This window comes from Variovorax sp. 679 (assembly GCF_003952185.1).
In the GTDB taxonomy this organism is placed as follows: domain Bacteria; phylum Pseudomonadota; class Gammaproteobacteria; order Burkholderiales; family Burkholderiaceae_C; genus Variovorax.
In genome coordinates this window covers 60,283-75,304 of the sequence record NZ_RXFS01000007.1, presented here as the reverse complement: position 1 = coordinate 75,304, position 15,022 = coordinate 60,283, and the positions used below count along the sequence as shown (strand labels likewise).

23 protein-coding genes and 1 tRNA gene are annotated in these 15,022 nt (G+C 63.7%); 19 read left to right on the top strand and 5 right to left on the bottom strand.

All coding sequences use genetic code 11. The features are described from left to right. Window positions 1–3: 3 nt before the first annotated feature. On the top strand, window positions 4–486 hold the full coding sequence (locus EJO71_RS18805) for a MaoC/PaaZ C-terminal domain-containing protein (RefSeq protein ID WP_240651463.1): 483 nt from the start codon (window positions 4–6) through the stop codon (window positions 484–486). Between the two features lie 22 nt (window positions 487–508). Here EJO71_RS18805 and proC read toward each other — a convergent pair whose 3' ends face one another. After that, on the bottom strand, window positions 509–1,366 hold the full coding sequence (proC, locus tag EJO71_RS18800; protein ID WP_125950500.1) for a pyrroline-5-carboxylate reductase: 858 nt from the start codon (window positions 1,364–1,366) through the stop codon (window positions 509–511). Further along, complete coding sequence (locus tag EJO71_RS18795; protein WP_125950588.1) at window positions 1,363–2,454, bottom strand: esterase-like activity of phytase family protein; 1,092 nt, start codon at window positions 2,452–2,454, stop codon at window positions 1,363–1,365. Before EJO71_RS18795 ends, proC begins: the two co-directional genes overlap by 4 nt. A gap of 298 nt (window positions 2,455–2,752) precedes the next feature. Here EJO71_RS18795 and rplN point away from each other — a divergent pair, with 298 nt between their 5' ends. From rplN to EJO71_RS18705, 18 genes are all read left to right on the top strand, one after another. Beyond that, the gene (rplN, locus tag EJO71_RS18790) at window positions 2,753–3,121 is read left to right on the top strand and encodes a 50S ribosomal protein L14 (protein WP_009124801.1); all 369 of its coding nucleotides are present in this window, start codon (window positions 2,753–2,755) and stop codon (window positions 3,119–3,121) included. Window positions 3,122–3,133: 12 nt separating this feature from the next. Then, entirely contained in the window at window positions 3,134–3,466 is a 333-nt protein-coding gene (rplX, locus tag EJO71_RS18785; protein ID WP_093196099.1) for a 50S ribosomal protein L24, read from the top strand. An 11-nt stretch (window positions 3,467–3,477) separates the two neighbouring features. Then, window positions 3,478–4,017 carry a 50S ribosomal protein L5 gene (gene rplE, locus EJO71_RS18780; protein ID WP_093196100.1) on the top strand — a complete coding sequence of 180 codons (540 nt, stop codon included), beginning with the start codon at window positions 3,478–3,480 and terminating at the stop codon, window positions 4,015–4,017. An 8-nt stretch (window positions 4,018–4,025) separates the two neighbouring features. Next, on the top strand, window positions 4,026–4,331 hold the full coding sequence (gene rpsN, locus EJO71_RS18775; protein WP_093196101.1) for a 30S ribosomal protein S14: 306 nt from the start codon (window positions 4,026–4,028) through the stop codon (window positions 4,329–4,331). A 20-nt stretch (window positions 4,332–4,351) separates the two neighbouring features. After that, complete coding sequence (gene rpsH, locus EJO71_RS18770; RefSeq protein WP_081267428.1) at window positions 4,352–4,747, top strand: 30S ribosomal protein S8; 396 nt, start codon at window positions 4,352–4,354, stop codon at window positions 4,745–4,747. A 24-nt stretch (window positions 4,748–4,771) separates the two neighbouring features. Beyond that, window positions 4,772–5,305 (top strand): 50S ribosomal protein L6, encoded by a 534-nt coding sequence (gene rplF / locus EJO71_RS18765; RefSeq protein WP_125950501.1) that lies wholly within the window; start codon window positions 4,772–4,774, stop codon window positions 5,303–5,305. A gap of 14 nt (window positions 5,306–5,319) precedes the next feature. Continuing rightward, on the top strand, window positions 5,320–5,685 hold the full coding sequence (gene rplR / locus EJO71_RS18760; protein ID WP_042672913.1) for a 50S ribosomal protein L18: 366 nt from the start codon (window positions 5,320–5,322) through the stop codon (window positions 5,683–5,685). 18 nt (window positions 5,686–5,703) lie between these two features. Next, window positions 5,704–6,222: a 30S ribosomal protein S5 gene (gene rpsE, locus EJO71_RS18755; protein WP_125950502.1), complete on the top strand. Its 519-nt coding sequence runs from the start codon at window positions 5,704–5,706 to the stop codon at window positions 6,220–6,222. A 35-nt stretch (window positions 6,223–6,257) separates the two neighbouring features. Continuing rightward, window positions 6,258–6,440: a 50S ribosomal protein L30 gene (gene rpmD / locus EJO71_RS18750; RefSeq protein ID WP_019653974.1), complete on the top strand. Its 183-nt coding sequence runs from the start codon at window positions 6,258–6,260 to the stop codon at window positions 6,438–6,440. Window positions 6,441–6,451: 11 nt separating this feature from the next. Beyond that, on the top strand, window positions 6,452–6,883 hold the full coding sequence (rplO, locus tag EJO71_RS18745) for a 50S ribosomal protein L15 (protein WP_019653975.1): 432 nt from the start codon (window positions 6,452–6,454) through the stop codon (window positions 6,881–6,883). A gap of 27 nt (window positions 6,884–6,910) precedes the next feature. Further along, window positions 6,911–8,224, top strand: a complete 1,314-nt coding sequence (gene secY, locus EJO71_RS18740; RefSeq protein ID WP_125950503.1) for a preprotein translocase subunit SecY — start codon at window positions 6,911–6,913, stop codon at window positions 8,222–8,224. Between the two features lie 64 nt (window positions 8,225–8,288). Then, entirely contained in the window at window positions 8,289–8,402 is a 114-nt protein-coding gene (gene rpmJ, locus EJO71_RS18735; protein WP_013544106.1) for a 50S ribosomal protein L36, read from the top strand. Window positions 8,403–8,425: 23 nt separating this feature from the next. Then, window positions 8,426–8,791, top strand: coding sequence for a 30S ribosomal protein S13 (gene rpsM / locus EJO71_RS18730; protein WP_013544105.1), 366 nt, complete (start codon window positions 8,426–8,428; stop codon window positions 8,789–8,791). A gap of 12 nt (window positions 8,792–8,803) precedes the next feature. Next, window positions 8,804–9,208: a 30S ribosomal protein S11 gene (rpsK, locus tag EJO71_RS18725; RefSeq protein ID WP_009124825.1), complete on the top strand. Its 405-nt coding sequence runs from the start codon at window positions 8,804–8,806 to the stop codon at window positions 9,206–9,208. 131 nt (window positions 9,209–9,339) lie between these two features. Then, window positions 9,340–9,963 carry a 30S ribosomal protein S4 gene (rpsD, locus tag EJO71_RS18720; protein WP_125950504.1) on the top strand — a complete coding sequence of 208 codons (624 nt, stop codon included), beginning with the start codon at window positions 9,340–9,342 and terminating at the stop codon, window positions 9,961–9,963. A gap of 142 nt (window positions 9,964–10,105) precedes the next feature. After that, window positions 10,106–11,095 carry a DNA-directed RNA polymerase subunit alpha gene (gene rpoA / locus EJO71_RS18715; RefSeq protein WP_009124827.1) on the top strand — a complete coding sequence of 330 codons (990 nt, stop codon included), beginning with the start codon at window positions 10,106–10,108 and terminating at the stop codon, window positions 11,093–11,095. Between the two features lie 96 nt (window positions 11,096–11,191). Next, on the top strand, window positions 11,192–11,590 hold the full coding sequence (gene rplQ, locus EJO71_RS18710; RefSeq protein WP_125950505.1) for a 50S ribosomal protein L17: 399 nt from the start codon (window positions 11,192–11,194) through the stop codon (window positions 11,588–11,590). 18 nt (window positions 11,591–11,608) lie between these two features. Next, window positions 11,609–11,685, top strand: a tRNA-Met gene (locus tag EJO71_RS18705). A 118-nt stretch (window positions 11,686–11,803) separates the two neighbouring features. Here the strand turns inward: EJO71_RS18705 and EJO71_RS18700 are convergent. Genes EJO71_RS18700 through EJO71_RS18690 form a run of 3 tightly spaced genes read right to left on the bottom strand, consistent with a single transcriptional unit; the run spans window position 11,804 to window position 15,020 of the window. Beyond that, window positions 11,804–12,202, bottom strand: a complete 399-nt coding sequence (locus EJO71_RS18700; protein WP_125950506.1) for a RidA family protein — start codon at window positions 12,200–12,202, stop codon at window positions 11,804–11,806. Beyond that, window positions 12,199–13,821, bottom strand: coding sequence for an AMP-binding protein (locus tag EJO71_RS18695; protein WP_125950507.1), 1,623 nt, complete (start codon window positions 13,819–13,821; stop codon window positions 12,199–12,201). Before EJO71_RS18695 ends, EJO71_RS18700 begins: the two co-directional genes overlap by 4 nt. Window positions 13,822–13,826: 5 nt before the next feature. Further along, window positions 13,827–15,020 carry an acyl-CoA dehydrogenase family protein gene (locus EJO71_RS18690; RefSeq protein WP_125950508.1) on the bottom strand — a complete coding sequence of 398 codons (1,194 nt, stop codon included), beginning with the start codon at window positions 15,018–15,020 and terminating at the stop codon, window positions 13,827–13,829. Window positions 15,021–15,022: the final 2 nt, after the last annotated feature.

Below are 15,022 nucleotides of genomic sequence, written 5' to 3'. Positions count from 1 at the left end.
GCGATGTCCGACGCGCTGCTGGAGCGGCTGAAGCTGAAGATCGGCCAGGAAGGCCACTCCGGCTGGCACCGCATCACGCAGGAGATGGTCGAGCGCTATTCCGAGCTGTCGGGCGACGGCGAGGGCGAATGGATTCACCTCGACCCCGAGCGCGCGGCGCGCGAGGCGGACTACGGCGGCACCATCGTGCAGGGCTTCTTCCAGGTGTCGCACCTGATCCGTCTGACCGGCGAGGCCATGCGCACGCTGCTGCCCTTCGACTCGAACCACGCGCTCAACTACGGCTTCGACCGCCTGCGCTTCGTGCGCCCGATGCCGGTGGGCGCGCGCTTCCGGGCGCGGGTGCGCATCGCGGACGTGGTGCCGAGGGCGGGCGACAGCTTCCTGCTGAAGGAAGAGGTCTGGCTGGAGCTGGAAGACAGCACCGTCACGCTCGCCGCCGAATGGCTCTTCCTGCTCGGGCCGCGCTCGCTGCCCGAAGCCTGACATTTCTCTTGCCGTTGTCCGGTCAGTCGCGGCCGAATTCCTCGCCCAGTTCGGCGGCGCGCTTCTGTGCCGCGCGGATCGCGGTCTTGAACTGCGACTTCACGTCGGCAGCCTGCAGCGAGGTGATGGCCGCGTAGGTCGTGCCGCCCTTGGAGGTCACGCGTTCGCGCAGCACCGACGGCGGCTCGGTCGCGCTGTGCGCCAGCGCCGAGGCGCCGGTGAAGGTGCCGATGGCCAGCCGCTGAGCCTGGTCGGGCGTGAGGCCCATCTCGACACCGGCTTCGGTCATTGCCTCGATGAAATAGAACACGTAGGCTGGGCCCGAGCCCGACATGGCGGTCACTGCATCGAGTGCCGGCTCGGCATCGACCCAGAGCAGCTCGCCGGTGGGCGCCAGCAGCTGCCCGACCATCGAGCGGTCGGCGCCGTCCACGCCGGGGCGGGCGAACAGGCCGGTCATGCCCTTGCCGACCAGCGCGGGCGTGTTGGGCATGGCGCGCACCACGCGTTCGGTGCCGAGCCAGCGGGCGATGCTGTCGGACGGGATGCCGGCCGCCACGCTCAGGTGCAGGGCGTCCTCCGCAAAGGGGCGCACCGGCCGGGCGGCTTCGGCAAAAGTCTGTGGCTTGACCGCCCAGACCACCACGCCGCAGCGCGAGAGGGCTTCACCCGCCTCGGCCTTCGCGACGATGCCGAAGGAGTGGGCCAGCTTCGTACGCGCCTCGTCGAAAGGCTCGACCACCTCGAACGCGTTGGCCGGGGTGCCTTGCTGGATCAGGCCGCCGATGATGGCGCTGGCCATGTTGCCGCCCCCGATGAAGGCGACGGGGGGCAGCGGCGCGGGGCCGGTGCGGGGCAGGAAGGTCACGGCGATGGTCATGGTCGGTCGGCGTATTCGAAGGCAGCGAACTGGGTGATTTGAAGCGGGTTGAAATTGTCGTCGCTCACGACCACCAGCATGCGCTTGCCGCCTGGCAGGGGCGGGCCCCAGCACATGCCTTCGGTGTTGTCGAGCCGCGAGAGGCCTAGTGCGGCGAAGTCGGCCACCAGCGTCTTGGCCGCCGGCCGGTGGTTGCCGGGCGCCAGCGCGTCGACGGCGAGCACGTCGCTGGCTGCACGGGTGTCTATTTCATACAGGCGCAGCGAATTGCCGCGGCCGGTGGCGTAGGCGCGCTCCAGCACCAGCATGCGGTCGGCATCGAGCATCAGGATCTCGCTCACGCCGTTGTCGGCGTAGCTGCCGGGAACTAGCGGGCGCAACGGGATGGCGTCGGGAACGTAGGCGATCTGGCGGTCGGCCTGGCCGGTCTCGAGGTCGATCCGGGTGAAGCGGCAGGGGCCGCCGGGCGCGCCGATGGTCGGCTCGGGGCCATCCTGGATCAGGGCGTTTTCCATTCCCAGCCAGGCGAATCGGCCGTCGGGCGTGAGGCTGACGCCTTCGAAGGTCAGGTTGTCGCGCGGGCCGCGGCGCTGGGCGGGATCGGGCCGGAACATCGCTGGCATCTGGAATTCGCGCAGAAAGCGGCCGTCGCGGGCCGATTCGTACAGCGCAGGGCCGAAGCCGCGGGCGATGTCGCCCTCGCTGGTCCACAGCAGGGTGTTGGTCTCGGGGCGCAGGCGCAGCGCCTCTGGGTCGGGGACCGGGAGCCCGTCGACCGCGTTGCGTCGGTTCGGCCAGGGGCCGCCACCGGGGCGTTGCAGCTGCACAACGCCTGTCGGTTCGGGCGGCCCGGCCTGCGGGTCGGGCCAGCGGGCGATGTAGTAGCGCACGGGAGCAAGATCTGACCGGTCGTCGCTGATGAGCAGGTACTCACCTCGGATCGGGTCGTAGTCGATGCCGGAGAGACCGCCGACTGTGGTTCCTTCTATATGAAGGCGGTGCGGCCAGCGCGCCTCGGCGATGCGGCGCAGCCGGCCGGGGTCGGGATTCGGCATCGCGCCGCTCTTGCAGCCGGGGAGACCCAGCATCGCCAGGCCGGCACCGCCCGCCAGAATCAGGCGGCGGCGCTGCAGCAACGAGGTCGAAAGGATGGTTTCTTCGGGCTTGCGCACGCCCCGGAGTCTAGTTGCAGCGCTGAAGAGCAGGCAGGGTTGTTGACTTCCGAATTCATGCGTGCAACAATCGCGGGCTTCGCTTTCAAAAGGCGGAGCTTTCAGCCCAAAGCGGAAGTGCCCCGAGTGGTTCGGGGTATGGACGACGGGCCCAAGACTGACTGATTTGCCTCCCTCCTGGTGGCGCATCAGTACAAGTTGGGAATATCAAGAAATGATCCAAACTGAATCCCGGCTCGAAGTGGCCGACAACACGGGCGCGAAATCCGTCCTGTGTATCAAGGTGCTCGGTGGCTCCAAGCGGCGTTACGCCAGCGTGGGCGATGTCATCAAGGTCAGCATCAAGGAAGCCGCTCCGCGTGGTCGCGTCAAGAAGGGCGAGATCTACAGCGCAGTGGTGGTTCGCACCGCCAAGGGCATCCGTCGCGCCGACGGTTCGCTCGTGAAATTCGACGGCAACGCTGCAGTGTTGCTCAACGCCAAGCTGGAGCCCATCGGCACCCGCATCTTCGGACCGGTCACGCGCGAACTGCGCACCGAGAAGTTCATGAAGATCGTGTCGCTGGCACCCGAAGTTCTCTAAGGACACAACGCCATGAACAAGATTCGCAAGGGCGACCAGGTCATCGTGTTGGCCGGCCGCGACAAGGGCAAGCGGGGCACCGTCTCGCTGCGCAAGGATGACTCGCACGTGGTCATCGAAGGCATCAATCTCGTCAAGAAGCACACCAAGCCGAACCCGCTCAAGGGTACGACCGGTGGCATCGTCGAGAAGGCCATGCCGATTCACCAGTCCAACGTGGCGATCTTCAACGCTGCGACCGGCAAGGCCGATCGCGTGGGCGTCAAGGTCACCCAGGATGCTGACGGCAAGCGCGTGGCTGTTCGCGTGTTCAAGTCGAGCGGCGAAGAAATCAAGTTCGCCTAAGAGGTACTCACATGGCACGTCTCCAACAACACTATCGCGAAAAGATCGCGAAAGACCTGACGGAAAAGTTCGGCTACACGTCGCCGATGCAGGTTCCGCGCCTCACCAAGATCACGCTCAACATGGGTGTGGGTGAAGCAGTCGCCGACAAGAAGGTTCTCGACAACGCCGTCGCCGACCTGACCAAGATCGCCGGCCAGAAGCCCGTGGTCACCAAGTCGAAGAAGGCTATCGCCGGCTTCAAGATCCGCGAAAACCAGCCGATCGGCTGCATGGTCACGCTGCGTGGCGTGCACATGTACGAATTCCTGGACCGTTTCGTGACCATCGCGCTGCCGCGCGTTCGCGACTTCCGTGGTATCTCCGGCCGTGCTTTCGATGGCCGTGGCAACTACAACATCGGTGTCAAGGAACAGATCATTTTCCCCGAGATCGAGTACGACAAGGTCGATGCCCTGCGCGGTCTCAATATCAGCATCACGACGACGGCCAAGACCGACGAAGAAGCCAAGGCGCTTCTCGCTGGCTTCCGTTTCCCGTTCAAGAACTGAGGTGACCTGTGGCTAAAGCATCTTTGATCCAGCGCGAACTCAAGCGCGACAAGCTGGTTGCCAAGTTCGCCGCGAAGCACGCGGAACTGAAGGCAGCTTCCAACGACCTGAAGAAGAGCGAAGAAGAGCGCGCTGCTGCACGTCTGGCGCTGCAAAAGCTGCCGCGTAACGCGAACCCCACGCGTCAGCGCAACCGTTGCGAAATCACCGGTCGCCCGCGTGGCACCTTCCGTCAATTCGGTCTGGCCCGCGCCAAGATCCGCGAACTGGCTTTCAACGGCGACATCCCCGGTGTCACCAAGGCCAGCTGGTAAGCCAGGCAGGAGCAAACAACATGAGCATGAGTGATCCCATTGCCGACCTGCTGACGCGTATCCGCAACGCGCAGATGGTGGCGAAGCCCACCGTGTCGGTCCCGTCTTCCAAGGTGAAGATCGCGATCGCACAAGTCCTGAAGGACGAGGGCTACATCGACGGCTTTCAGGTCAAGACCGAAGCCGGCAAGAGCGAACTTGAAATCTCGCTGAAGTACTACGCTGGCCGTCCGGTCATCGAGCGCATCGAGCGCGTGAGCCGCCCTGGCCTGCGCGTCTACAAGGCCAGTGCTTCGATCCCGCAGGTCCAGAACGGCCTCGGCGTTGCGATCGTCACGACCCCCAAGGGCGTGATGACCGACCGCAAGGCTCGCGCTTCCGGTGTCGGCGGCGAAGTTCTGTGCTACGTCGCCTAACCGAGACATCGAGGAGTTACTGAAATGTCCCGAGTAGGAAAAATGCCGATCACCATCCCCGCAGGCGTGGATGTGTCGATCAAGGAAGATCAGATCAGCGTCAAGGGCACGGGCGGCACGCTCGCCCTCGCGCGCAATGCACTGGTCAACGTCGTCAGCAAGGACGGCAAGCTGAGCTTCGAGCCCGCCAACGATTCGCGTGAAGCCAACGCGATGAGCGGCACGGTTCGCCAGCTCGTGAACAACATGGTGGTCGGTGTGACCAAGGGCTTCGAGAAGAAGCTCAACCTGATCGGCGTCGGCTACAAGGCCGCAGCCCAGGGCACGAAGCTGAACCTCCAGGTCGGCTATTCGCATCCAGTCAACATCGACATGCCGCAAGGCATCACGGTGGCCACCGCGACCCCGACTGAAATCGTGATCAAGGGTGCTGACCGTCAGCGCGTTGGTCAAATCGCCGCTGAGATCCGCGCTGTTCGTCCGCCAGAGCCCTACAAGGGCAAGGGCATCCGCTATGCGGACGAGAAGATCGTGATCAAAGAGACCAAGAAGAAGTAAGGGGCAGCAAAATGATGTTGACCAAAAAAGCACAGCGTCTTCGCCGCTCGCGCCAGACCCGCATCCGCATCGCGACGCAGGGTGTGGCCCGTCTGACGGTGAACCGCACCAATCTGCACATCTACGCCACTGTCATCTCCGACGACGGCACCAAGGTGATTGCAACCGCATCGACGGCAGAAGCCGAAGTGCGTACCTCGCTCGGCGGTTCGGGCAAGGGTGGCAATGCCGCCGCCGCCACCGCCGTCGGCAAGCGCATCGCTGAAAAGGCGAAGGCTGCCGGCGTCGAGAAGGTCGCCTTCGACCGCGCAGGTTTCGCATACCACGGCCGCGTCAAGGCGTTGGCCGAGGCCGCCCGCGAAGCCGGCCTGCAGTTCTAACCGGACACGAGATTCAAAATGGCAAAGATTCAGGCAAGAGCTCAGAACGAAGGCCCTGAGGACGGTTTGCGCGAGAAGATGATCGCGATCAACCGCGTCACCAAGGTGGTGAAGGGTGGTCGTATCCTCGGTTTCGCAGCACTCACCGTGGTCGGTGACGGCGATGGCCGCGTCGGCATGGGCAAGGGCAAGTCGAAGGAAGTGCCCGCTGCAGTGCAGAAGGCAATGGAAGAAGCGCGTCGCAACCTGCTGAAGGTTTCGATCAAGAACGGCACGCTGCACCACCAGGTGCAAGGCCACCACGGCGCTTCGACGGTCGTGATGTATCCGGCTCCCAAGGGTACCGGCATCATCGCCGGCGGCCCGATGCGCGCCGTGTTCGAAGTGATGGGTATCACCGACATCGTGGCCAAGAGCCATGGTTCGTCGAACCCCTACAACATGGTTCGCGCCACGCTCGACGGATTGAAGAATTCGACGACCGCCAGCGAAGTGGCTGCCAAGCGTGGCCTGACCGTCGAAGAAATCTTCGCCTGAGCGCAGGCCGTCGCAAGCCTCAAGGAAGCATTCAAATGACGCAACAACAAACCCTCAAGGTGCAGCTGGTCAAGAGCCCGATCGGCACCAAGGAATCGCATCGCGCGACCGTGCGCGGCCTCGGCCTGCGCAAGCTCAACAGCGTGAGCGAGCTGCAAGACACGCCCGCGGTGCGCGGCATGATCAACAAGATCAGTTATCTGGTCAAAGTCCTGTAAGAGAGACTGATATGGAACTCAATGGCATCAAGCCGGCGGATGGCGCCAAGCACGCCAAGCGCCGTGTCGGCCGCGGTATCGGTTCCGGCCTGGGCAAGACCTCGGGTCGCGGCCACAAGGGCCAGAAGTCGCGCGCAGGCGGTTTCCACAAGGTCGGCTTCGAAGGCGGTCAAATGCCGCTGCAGCGTCGTCTGCCGAAGCGTGGCTTCAAGTCGCACCTGCTGAAGTTCAACGCCGAAGTCACGCTGACCGCCCTCGAGCAGCTCGGCCTGGCCGAAGTGGACATCCTGGCGCTGAAGCAAGCCGGCCTCGTCGGCCAGCTGGCCAAGGTCGTCAAGGTCGTGAAGACCGGTGAGCTCACCAAGGCCGTCAAGCTGACGGGCGTGGGCGCAACGGCTGGCGCCAAGGCCGCTATCGAAGCGGCTGGCGGTAGCATCGCCTGATCATCATCGGACTGAAAGAAGTTCTTCGTGGCAACTAACGCGGCAACGATCGCAAAAACAGGCAAGTTCGGCGACCTTCGTCGTCGGCTCGTCTTTTTGCTGCTCGCGCTCGTGGTCTACCGGATTGGCGCGCACATCCCTGTGCCGGGTATCAACCCGGACCAGCTGGCTGCGCTGTTCCAGGGCCAGCAGGGCGGCATTCTGAGCCTGTTCAACATGTTCTCGGGCGGGGCGCTGTCGCGCTTCACCGTGTTCGCGTTGGGGATCATGCCGTACATCTCGGCGTCGATCATCATGCAGCTGATGACCTACGTGCTTCCGACCTTCGAGCAATTGAAGAAGGAAGGCGAGGCCGGCCGCCGCAAGATCACGCAGTACACGCGCTATGGCGCGCTGGGTCTGGCGCTGTTCCAGTCGTTCAGCATCGCGGTGGCTCTCGAGTCGTCGGCCGGCCTGGTGATCTCGCCCGGTTTCGGCTTCCGCATCACCGCCATGGTGAGCCTGACGGCGGGTTCGATGTTCCTGATGTGGCTCGGCGAGCAGATCACCGAGCGTGGCCTGGGCAACGGCATCTCGATCCTGATCTTCGCGGGTATCGCGGCAGGCCTGCCCAACGCCATCGGCGGTCTGCTGGAGCTGGTGCGTACCGGCGCCATGAACGTGATCATCGCGCTCTTCATCGTCGCCGTGGTGGTGCTGGTCACCTACTTCGTGGTGTTCGTGGAGCGAGGTCAGCGCAAGATCCTCGTGAACTATGCGCGGCGCCAGGTCGGCAACAAGGTATATGGCGGTCAATCGTCGCACCTGCCGCTGAAGCTGAACATGGCTGGCGTGATTCCGCCGATCTTCGCCTCGTCGATCATCCTGCTGCCGGCAACGGTGGTTGGCTGGTTCAGCACCGGCGAAGGCGGCTTCCGCTGGATCAAGGACGTTGCCAGCGCACTGCGCCCCGGCGAGCCGATCTACGTGCTGCTGTATGCCGCTGCGATCGTTTTCTTCTGCTTTTTCTACACGGCACTCGTGTTCAACAGCAAGGAAACGGCTGACAACCTGAAGAAGAGTGGCGCATTCATTCCTGGCATTCGCCCGGGTGACCAGACCGCTCGCTACATCGACAAGATTCTGGTTCGCCTGACGCTGGCTGGCGCGGTGTACATCACCTTCGTCTGCCTGCTGCCAGAGTTCCTGATCCTGAAGTACAACGTGCCGTTCTACTTCGGTGGTACCTCCCTGCTGATCATCGTGGTCGTCACGATGGACTTCATGGCCCAGGTGCAAAACTACATGATGTCCCAGCAGTACGAATCGCTGCTGAAGAAGGCGAACTTCAAGACATCGTAGGGCTGTGTTTCAGTATTGAGTCCGGGCGGTAGACCGCCACGTTAAACAGTTTTAGGAGAGTGAAATGAGAGTTTCGGCTTCGGTCAAAACCATTTGCCGTAATTGCAAGGTCATCCGCCGCAAGGGTGTGGTGCGTGTGATCTGCACCGACCCGCGCCATAAGCAGCGCCAGGGTTGATTGAAGAGTATTAGAGGACGCACATGGCACGTATTGCTGGCATCAACATCCCGCCGCACAAGCACGCTGAAATCGGCCTGACCGCCATCTTCGGCATCGGTCGCACCCGCGCCCGTCAGATCTGCGAAGCGAGCGGCATCGAATATTCGAAGAAGATCAAGGATCTGACCGACGCCGATCTCGAGAAGATCCGCGACCAGATCGCTCTGTTCACCATCGAAGGCGATCTGCGTCGCGAAACGACGATGAACATCAAGCGCCTGATGGACATCGGTTGCTATCGCGGCTTCCGTCACCGTCGCGGCCTGCCGATGCGCGGCCAGCGCACGCGCACCAACGCCCGCACTCGCAAGGGTCCGCGCAAGGCTGCGCAGTCCCTGAAGAAATAAGGATAGAACAGCATGGCTAAAGCACCTGCAAACAACGCCGCACAGCGCGTTCGCAAGAAGGTTCGCAAGAACGTTGCGGACGGCATCGCTCACGTGCACGCTTCGTTCAACAACACCATCATCACGATCACCGATCGCCAGGGCAACGCCCTGTCGTGGGCTTCGTCGGGTGGCCAGGGCTTCAAGGGCTCGCGCAAGTCGACCCCGTTCGCTGCGCAGGTCGCTTCCGAAGTGGCCGGCCGTGCTGCTGTCGAACAAGGCATCAAGAACCTCGACGTCGAGATCAAGGGCCCCGGCCCCGGTCGCGAATCGTCGGTGCGCGCACTGGCTGCGCTCGGCATCCGGATCAACTCCATTGCCGACGTGACGCCCGTTCCGCACAACGGCTGCCGTCCCCAGAAGCGTCGCCGCATCTGATCGTCGGTCAGCAAGGCGCAGCCGGCTTTGAAGAGCGGCTGCGCATTTGTTTTTTTACTAAGCCCACCGCCATCCGCGTCCCGCAGATGGCTCCCGCAGGCAACTGCGGCAGATGACACAAAGGAAAAATCGTGGCACGTTACCTCGGCCCCAAGGCCAAACTTTCCCGCCGTGAAGGCACCGACCTGTTCCTGAAGAGCGCCCGCCGTTCGATCCAGGACAAGGCCAAGTTCGACTCCAAGCCCGGCCAGCACGGTCGCACCTCGGGTCAGCGCACCTCCGACTACGGCCTGCAGCTGCGCGAAAAGCAGAAGGTCAAGCGCATGTACGGCGTGCTCGAGAAGCAGTTCCGCCGCTACTTCGAAGAAGCTGATCGCCGTCGTGGCAACACCGGCGCCAACCTGCTGTTCATCCTCGAATCGCGCCTGGACAACGTCGTCTACCGCATGGGCTTCGGCTCGACCCGCGCCGAAGCGCGCCAGCTCGTGTCGCACAAGGCGATCACGGTGAACGGTCAGTCGGTCAACATCCCGTCGTACCTGGTGAAGACCGGCGACGTGATCGCCGTGCGCGACAAGTCGAAGAAGCAGACCCGCATCGTCGAAGCTCTGCAACTCGCCCAGCAAGTCGGTATCCCGGCCTGGGTCGACGTGAATGCCGACAAGGCCGAAGGCACGTTCAAGAAGGTGCCCGATCGCGACGAATTCGCAGCCGACATCAACGAATCGCTGATCGTCGAACTGTATTCGCGTTGATTTTTTCTACCCGCCTGCGCATCCACGCGTCGGCGGGAGATTGTTTTTGTTGTTCACGTTCCTGTTCCGCGCTTCGTCGCGGCTCAGGTGCTTCACCAGCCTTACCGGTGTAACGAGCCGGGGGTATTGAGAGGAAGTCTGCATGCAAACCACCCTGCTGAAACCCAAGACCATCCAGGTCGAGCAACTTGCCGCCAACAAGGCCAAGGTGACGCTCGAGCCTTTCGAGCGCGGCTACGGCCACACGCTCGGCAACGCGCTGCGTCGCGTTCTGCTGTCGTCCATGGTCGGCTACTCGGCCACCGAAGTCACGATCGCTGGCGTTCTGCATGAGTACTCGTCGATCGACGGCGTGCAGGAAGATGTCGTCAACATCCTGCTGAATCTCAAGGGCGTGGTGTTCAAGCTCCACAACCGCGACGAAGTCACGCTGAGCCTGCGCAAGGACGGCGAAGGCCCGGTCCTGGCATCGGACATCCAGACCCCGCACGACGTCGAGATCATCAACCCCGACCACGTGATCGCCCACCTGTCGCAAGGCGGCAAGCTCGACATGCAGATCAAGGTCGAGAAGGGCCGCGGCTACGTGCCCGGCACGATGCGCCGCTATGCGGACGAGCCGACCAAGTCGATCGGCCGCATTGTCCTCGACGCTTCGTTCTCGCCCGTCAAGCGCGTGAGCTACACGGTCGAAAGCGCCCGCGTCGAGCAGCGTACCGACCTGGACAAGCTGCTGGTCGAGATCGAAACCAACGGCGCAATCACCGCGGAAGACGCAGTGCGCGCTTCGGCTAAAATCCTGGTCGAGCAGCTCGCTGTGTTCGCGCAGCTCGAAGGCGGCGAACTCGCTGCATTCGATGCACCCGCACCGCGCAGCGCACAGCAGTTCGATCCGATCCTGCTGCGCCCTGTCGACGAGCTCGAACTCACCGTGCGTTCGGCCAACTGCCTGAAGGCCGAAAACATCTACTACATCGGTGACCTGATCCAGCGCACCGAAAACGAGCTGCTCAAGACCCCGAACCTGGGTCGCAAGTCGCTCAACGAAATCAAGGAAGTGCTTGCCTCCCGCGGCCTGACCTTGGGCATGAAGCTCGAAAGCTGGCCGCCGGCCGGTCTCGACAAGCGTTGATTATTTGAATTTTTGAAAGAGGCCCCCTGAAAAGGGCCAGTGCACCGGGCAGTACCTGACACGGCTGCCTGTTTTTATAAAGTAAAGGAAAGCACCATGCGTCACGGACACGGACTCCGCAAACTCAACCGCACCAGCTCGCACCGCCTCGCGATGCTGCAGAACATGATGAATTCGCTCATCGAGCACGAAGTCATCAAGACCACGGTCCCCAAGGCCAAGGAACTGCGCCGCGTCATCGAGCCGATGATCACGCTCGCCAAGAAGCCCACGCTGGCCAACAAGCGCCTGGCCTTCGACCGCCTGCGCAGCCGCGACAGCGTCGTCAAGCTCTTCGGCGAACTCGGCCCGCGTTTTGCAGCGCGTCCGGGGGGCTACACCCGCATCCTGAAGATGGGTTTCCGCGTGGGCGACAACGCTCCGATGGCGCTCGTCGAACTGGTTGACCGTCCTGAAATTAAAGAAGACGCAGCCGAGCAAAACGCTGCTGAATAAGCTATAATCTAAGTCTGCCGCGCGATGGAGCAGCCTGGTAGCTCGTTGGGCTCATAACCCAAAGGTCGCAAGTTCAAATCTTGCTCGCGCAACCAATTAAAAAGGCCCTTTGAATTTCAAAGGGCCTTTTTCTTTGCCCAATAAATTCGTAAAAAAGAAATGCCCTCGTAATGAGGGCATTTTCATTTGCGGCGCTGAAACGAGCCGCTGCGATCAGTCCGGAATGACCGCCGTCACCTCGATCTCGACCTTGGCGCGGTGCTCCACCAGCGCCGCCACCTGCACGCATGTCATGGCCGGGAAGTTGCGGCCCATTGCATCGCGGTAGACAGGGCCGAGCTCGGCGAGCCGGCGGCTGTATTCATCGCGATCCGTCACGTACCAGGTCATGCGCACCATGTGCTCGGGGCCCGCGCCGCCCGCGCGCAGCACCTCGGCGATGTTGCGCAGAGCCAGGCCGCATTGGTCGATGAAGTCGTCCGACTCGAATTGCTGCTGTGCATTCCAGCCGATCTGGCCGCCGATGAACAGCATCGTTCCACGAGCGGCAACGCCGTTCGCATAGCCCTTGGGAGGCAACCAGCCTTCGGGCTGCAGGAGTTTGTTGATCATGATGTCGTGTTGAGTTGTCTCAGTTTGAATCTCTGGAGCTTGCCGGTTTCGGTGCGCGGCAGTACCGGCACGAACTCGATCTCCCGCGGGTATTTGAATGGCGCGATGGTCGCCTTCACATGGTCCTGCAGTGCCTTCACGAGGGCTGCATCGCCCTCGTTGCCCGGTTTGAGGACGCAGAACGCCTTCACGATCATGCCCCGCTCGGCATCGGGTTTGCCGATCACGCCGCACTCGGCCACGGCCGGGTGCTTGAGCAGTGCATCCTCCACCTCCGGCCCGCCGACGTTGTAGCCGGCCGTGATGATCATGTCGTCGGCACGCGCCTGGTAGAAGAAGTAGCCATCGTCGTCCTGTACGAACGAATCGCCCGGGTAGTTCCAGCCATTCTTCACGTAGTCGGCCTGGCGCGGATCGTCCAGATACCGGCAGCCCACCGGCCCCTGCAGCGCGAGCTTGCCGACCGTGCCGCGCGGCACTTCGTTGCCTTCGCTGTCGACCACCTTCGCGATGAAGCCGGGCACTGCCTTGCCGACCGCACCCCGGCGCACCTCGTCGCCCGCCGCCGAGATGTAGATGTGGAACACCTCGGTGCCGCCGATGCCGTCGAGCATCTCGATGCCGGAAGCCTCCTTCCACAGCTGGCGCGTGGCGTCGGGCAAGGCCTCGCCGGCGCTCACGCTGATGCGCAGACCGGGCATGCCGTGCTGCTTCACGAACGGCGCCATCTGGCGATAGAAGGTGGGTGCCGTGTAGCAGATGGTCGCGCCGACCTCGTTGATGAGCTTCACCAGCCCCTCGGGCGTGAACGGAGCATCGGGAAAATAGACTGACGCCCCCGCCCACATTGGAAACACCAGCAGCCCACCCAGCCCGAAGGTGAAGGCCAGCGGCGGCGATCCCACCACGATGTCGTCGCTGCGCGCGCGCAGCACGTGGCGCGGCCATGTCTCGCACATCGCGAGCACGTCGCGGTGCGTGGTGACGGGCGCCTTCGGCTTGCCAGTGGTGCCCGAGGTGAAGGCCAGCAGCGCGACATCGTCGGAAGCCGTGGGGCAGGCCCTGAACACACCGCTCTTCTTCGCCGCACGCGCGGAGAGTGAGTCTTCCGCGTCGGGCTTGTTGAATGCGATCACCGTGGCAAGCACCGGATGCTCCCGCTGCGCGATCGCCAGTTCGTCGAGCAGGCGCCCGTCGCACAGCGCGGCCACGGGCTGCGCCTTCTCGATGATGTCGCCCAGTTCCTTTGCGCGCAGCAGCGGCATCGTCGCCACCGCGATCAGCCCGGCCTTCACCACCGCGAGCCACGACAGCGCCATGGCCACCGAGTTGCCGCCGCGCAGCAGCACCCGGTTGCCCGGCACCAGCCCGAGGTCCTCCGTCAGCACCTGCGCGATGCGATTGACCTCGACGGCCGCCTGCGCGTACGTCAGCGTGCCCTGCGGCGAGCGCAGCATCGGCTTGTCGCCGAATCCTTTCGCCGCTGCCTTGTCGAGCAGTTCCTCGACCAGGTTCAGCTGGTCGGGCAACCTCAGCTCGGGCAGGTCGTAGCGAAAGACGGGCAGCTGCGCCGCAGGCGGCAGGCGGTCGTGAACGAAGCGGTCGACTTGGGCAGACACGGTGTTTATCCCCGCAGAACGGATTTGCCGATGATCAGTTGTTGAACTTCCGTCGCGCCCTCGTAGATGCGCAGCGAGCGGATGTCGCGGTAGAGGCTTTCAACCTTCGTGCCAACCTTCACGCCGAGGCCGCCGTGCATCTGCAGCGCCATGTCGATCACGCGGCTTGCGTTCTCGGTGGCGCACATCTTGGCCATGGCTGCAGCGGCCGACACATCGCCCACCGCAGGTGCACCGCGCTGTTCGGCGTCGTCGCGCATCCATGCCGCGCGGTAGGTGAGCAGCGCAGCGCTGTCGATCAGCGCGGCCATCTCGCCGAGCTTGGCCTGGGTGAGCTGGAAGTCAGCGAGCGTCTGGCCGAACATGCGGCGCTTCTTCGAATGCGCGATCGCTTCCGTCAGCGCGCGACGCCCCATGCCGAGTGCGGCTGCTGCCACCGAGGCGCGGAAGATGTCGAGCGTGCGCATCGCGAGCTTGAAGCCGCCGTTGAGCTCGCCGAGCTGCGCCGTGCGCGGCACGACGCAGTTCTCGAAGCGCAGCGTGGCGAGAGGATGCGGCGCCATCACGTCGATGTGCGCGGAGGTGTCGAGGCCGGGCGTCGTCGCGTCGACGATGAATGCCGTGATGCCGCGCGTGCCGCCTGCAGGGTCGGTCTTCGCGAACACGCAGTAGAAATCGGCGATGCCGCCGTTGCTGATCCAGGTCTTCTCGCCGTTGAGCTTCCAGCCGTCGGCGGTTTCCTCGGCGCGCATGGCCATCGCGCCAACATCGGAGCCAGCCTCGGGCTCGCTGAGTGCGAACGCCGCGATCTTGCTGCCCTTGGCCACGGCCGTCAGGTAGTTCGCGTGCTGTTCGGGCGTGCCTGCGAGCGTGATCGCCCCGCTGCCCAGGCCCTGCATCGCGAACGCGAAGTCCGCGAGCGGCGAGTGAAATGCCAGCGTCTCGCGCAGCAGCACGAGGGCGCGCGAGTCGAGCCGTTCCAGCGCGCCGCCGGACGTGCCAGGCACGCAATAGCGCAGCCACCCGCCGGCGCCGAGGCGCTGGACCCAGTCGCGGCAGGCGGCGCGGTCGTCGCGCTCATCGACTTCCTGCGCCGCAGCCCAGGGCAGCAGCCCGTCGGCGAGCGCGCGATGCACGTCGTCGAAGAACGGCAGCGCGAGGTGCGCGGTCGATGGCGGTGCGGGAGCCTTGGTCATCATCG

Excerpts from the sequence above, each read along its gene's own strand:
- rpsH (WP_081267428.1), top strand. The coding sequence starts at position 4,352 with ATGAGCATGAGTGATCCCATTGCCGACCTGCTGACGCGTATCCGCAAC.
- EJO71_RS18700 (WP_125950506.1), bottom strand. The coding sequence starts at position 12,202 with ATGATCAACAAACTCCTGCAGCCCGAAGGCTGGTTGCCTCCCAAGGGC.
- rpsK (WP_009124825.1), top strand. The coding sequence starts at position 8,804 with ATGGCTAAAGCACCTGCAAACAACGCCGCACAGCGCGTTCGCAAGAAG.
- rplF (WP_125950501.1), top strand. The coding sequence starts at position 4,772 with ATGTCCCGAGTAGGAAAAATGCCGATCACCATCCCCGCAGGCGTGGAT.
- rpoA (WP_009124827.1), top strand. The coding sequence starts at position 10,106 with ATGCAAACCACCCTGCTGAAACCCAAGACCATCCAGGTCGAGCAACTT.
- rpsM (WP_013544105.1), top strand. The coding sequence starts at position 8,426 with ATGGCACGTATTGCTGGCATCAACATCCCGCCGCACAAGCACGCTGAA.
- rplR (WP_042672913.1), top strand. The coding sequence starts at position 5,320 with ATGTTGACCAAAAAAGCACAGCGTCTTCGCCGCTCGCGCCAGACCCGC.
- rpmD (WP_019653974.1), top strand. The coding sequence starts at position 6,258 with ATGACGCAACAACAAACCCTCAAGGTGCAGCTGGTCAAGAGCCCGATC.
- rpmJ (WP_013544106.1), top strand. The coding sequence starts at position 8,289 with ATGAGAGTTTCGGCTTCGGTCAAAACCATTTGCCGTAATTGCAAGGTC.
- rplX (WP_093196099.1), top strand. The coding sequence starts at position 3,134 with ATGAACAAGATTCGCAAGGGCGACCAGGTCATCGTGTTGGCCGGCCGC.
- rplN (WP_009124801.1), top strand. The coding sequence starts at position 2,753 with ATGATCCAAACTGAATCCCGGCTCGAAGTGGCCGACAACACGGGCGCG.
- rplQ (WP_125950505.1), top strand. The coding sequence starts at position 11,192 with ATGCGTCACGGACACGGACTCCGCAAACTCAACCGCACCAGCTCGCAC.
- rplE (WP_093196100.1), top strand. The coding sequence starts at position 3,478 with ATGGCACGTCTCCAACAACACTATCGCGAAAAGATCGCGAAAGACCTG.
- rpsE (WP_125950502.1), top strand. The coding sequence starts at position 5,704 with ATGGCAAAGATTCAGGCAAGAGCTCAGAACGAAGGCCCTGAGGACGGT.
- proC (WP_125950500.1), bottom strand. The coding sequence starts at position 1,366 with ATGACCATCGCCGTGACCTTCCTGCCCCGCACCGGCCCCGCGCCGCTG.
- EJO71_RS18805 (WP_240651463.1), top strand. The coding sequence starts at position 4 with ATGTCCGACGCGCTGCTGGAGCGGCTGAAGCTGAAGATCGGCCAGGAA.
- EJO71_RS18795 (WP_125950588.1), bottom strand. The coding sequence starts at position 2,454 with ATGCTGGGTCTCCCCGGCTGCAAGAGCGGCGCGATGCCGAATCCCGAC.
- EJO71_RS18690 (WP_125950508.1), bottom strand. The coding sequence starts at position 15,020 with ATGATGACCAAGGCTCCCGCACCGCCATCGACCGCGCACCTCGCGCTG.
- rplO (WP_019653975.1), top strand. The coding sequence starts at position 6,452 with ATGGAACTCAATGGCATCAAGCCGGCGGATGGCGCCAAGCACGCCAAG.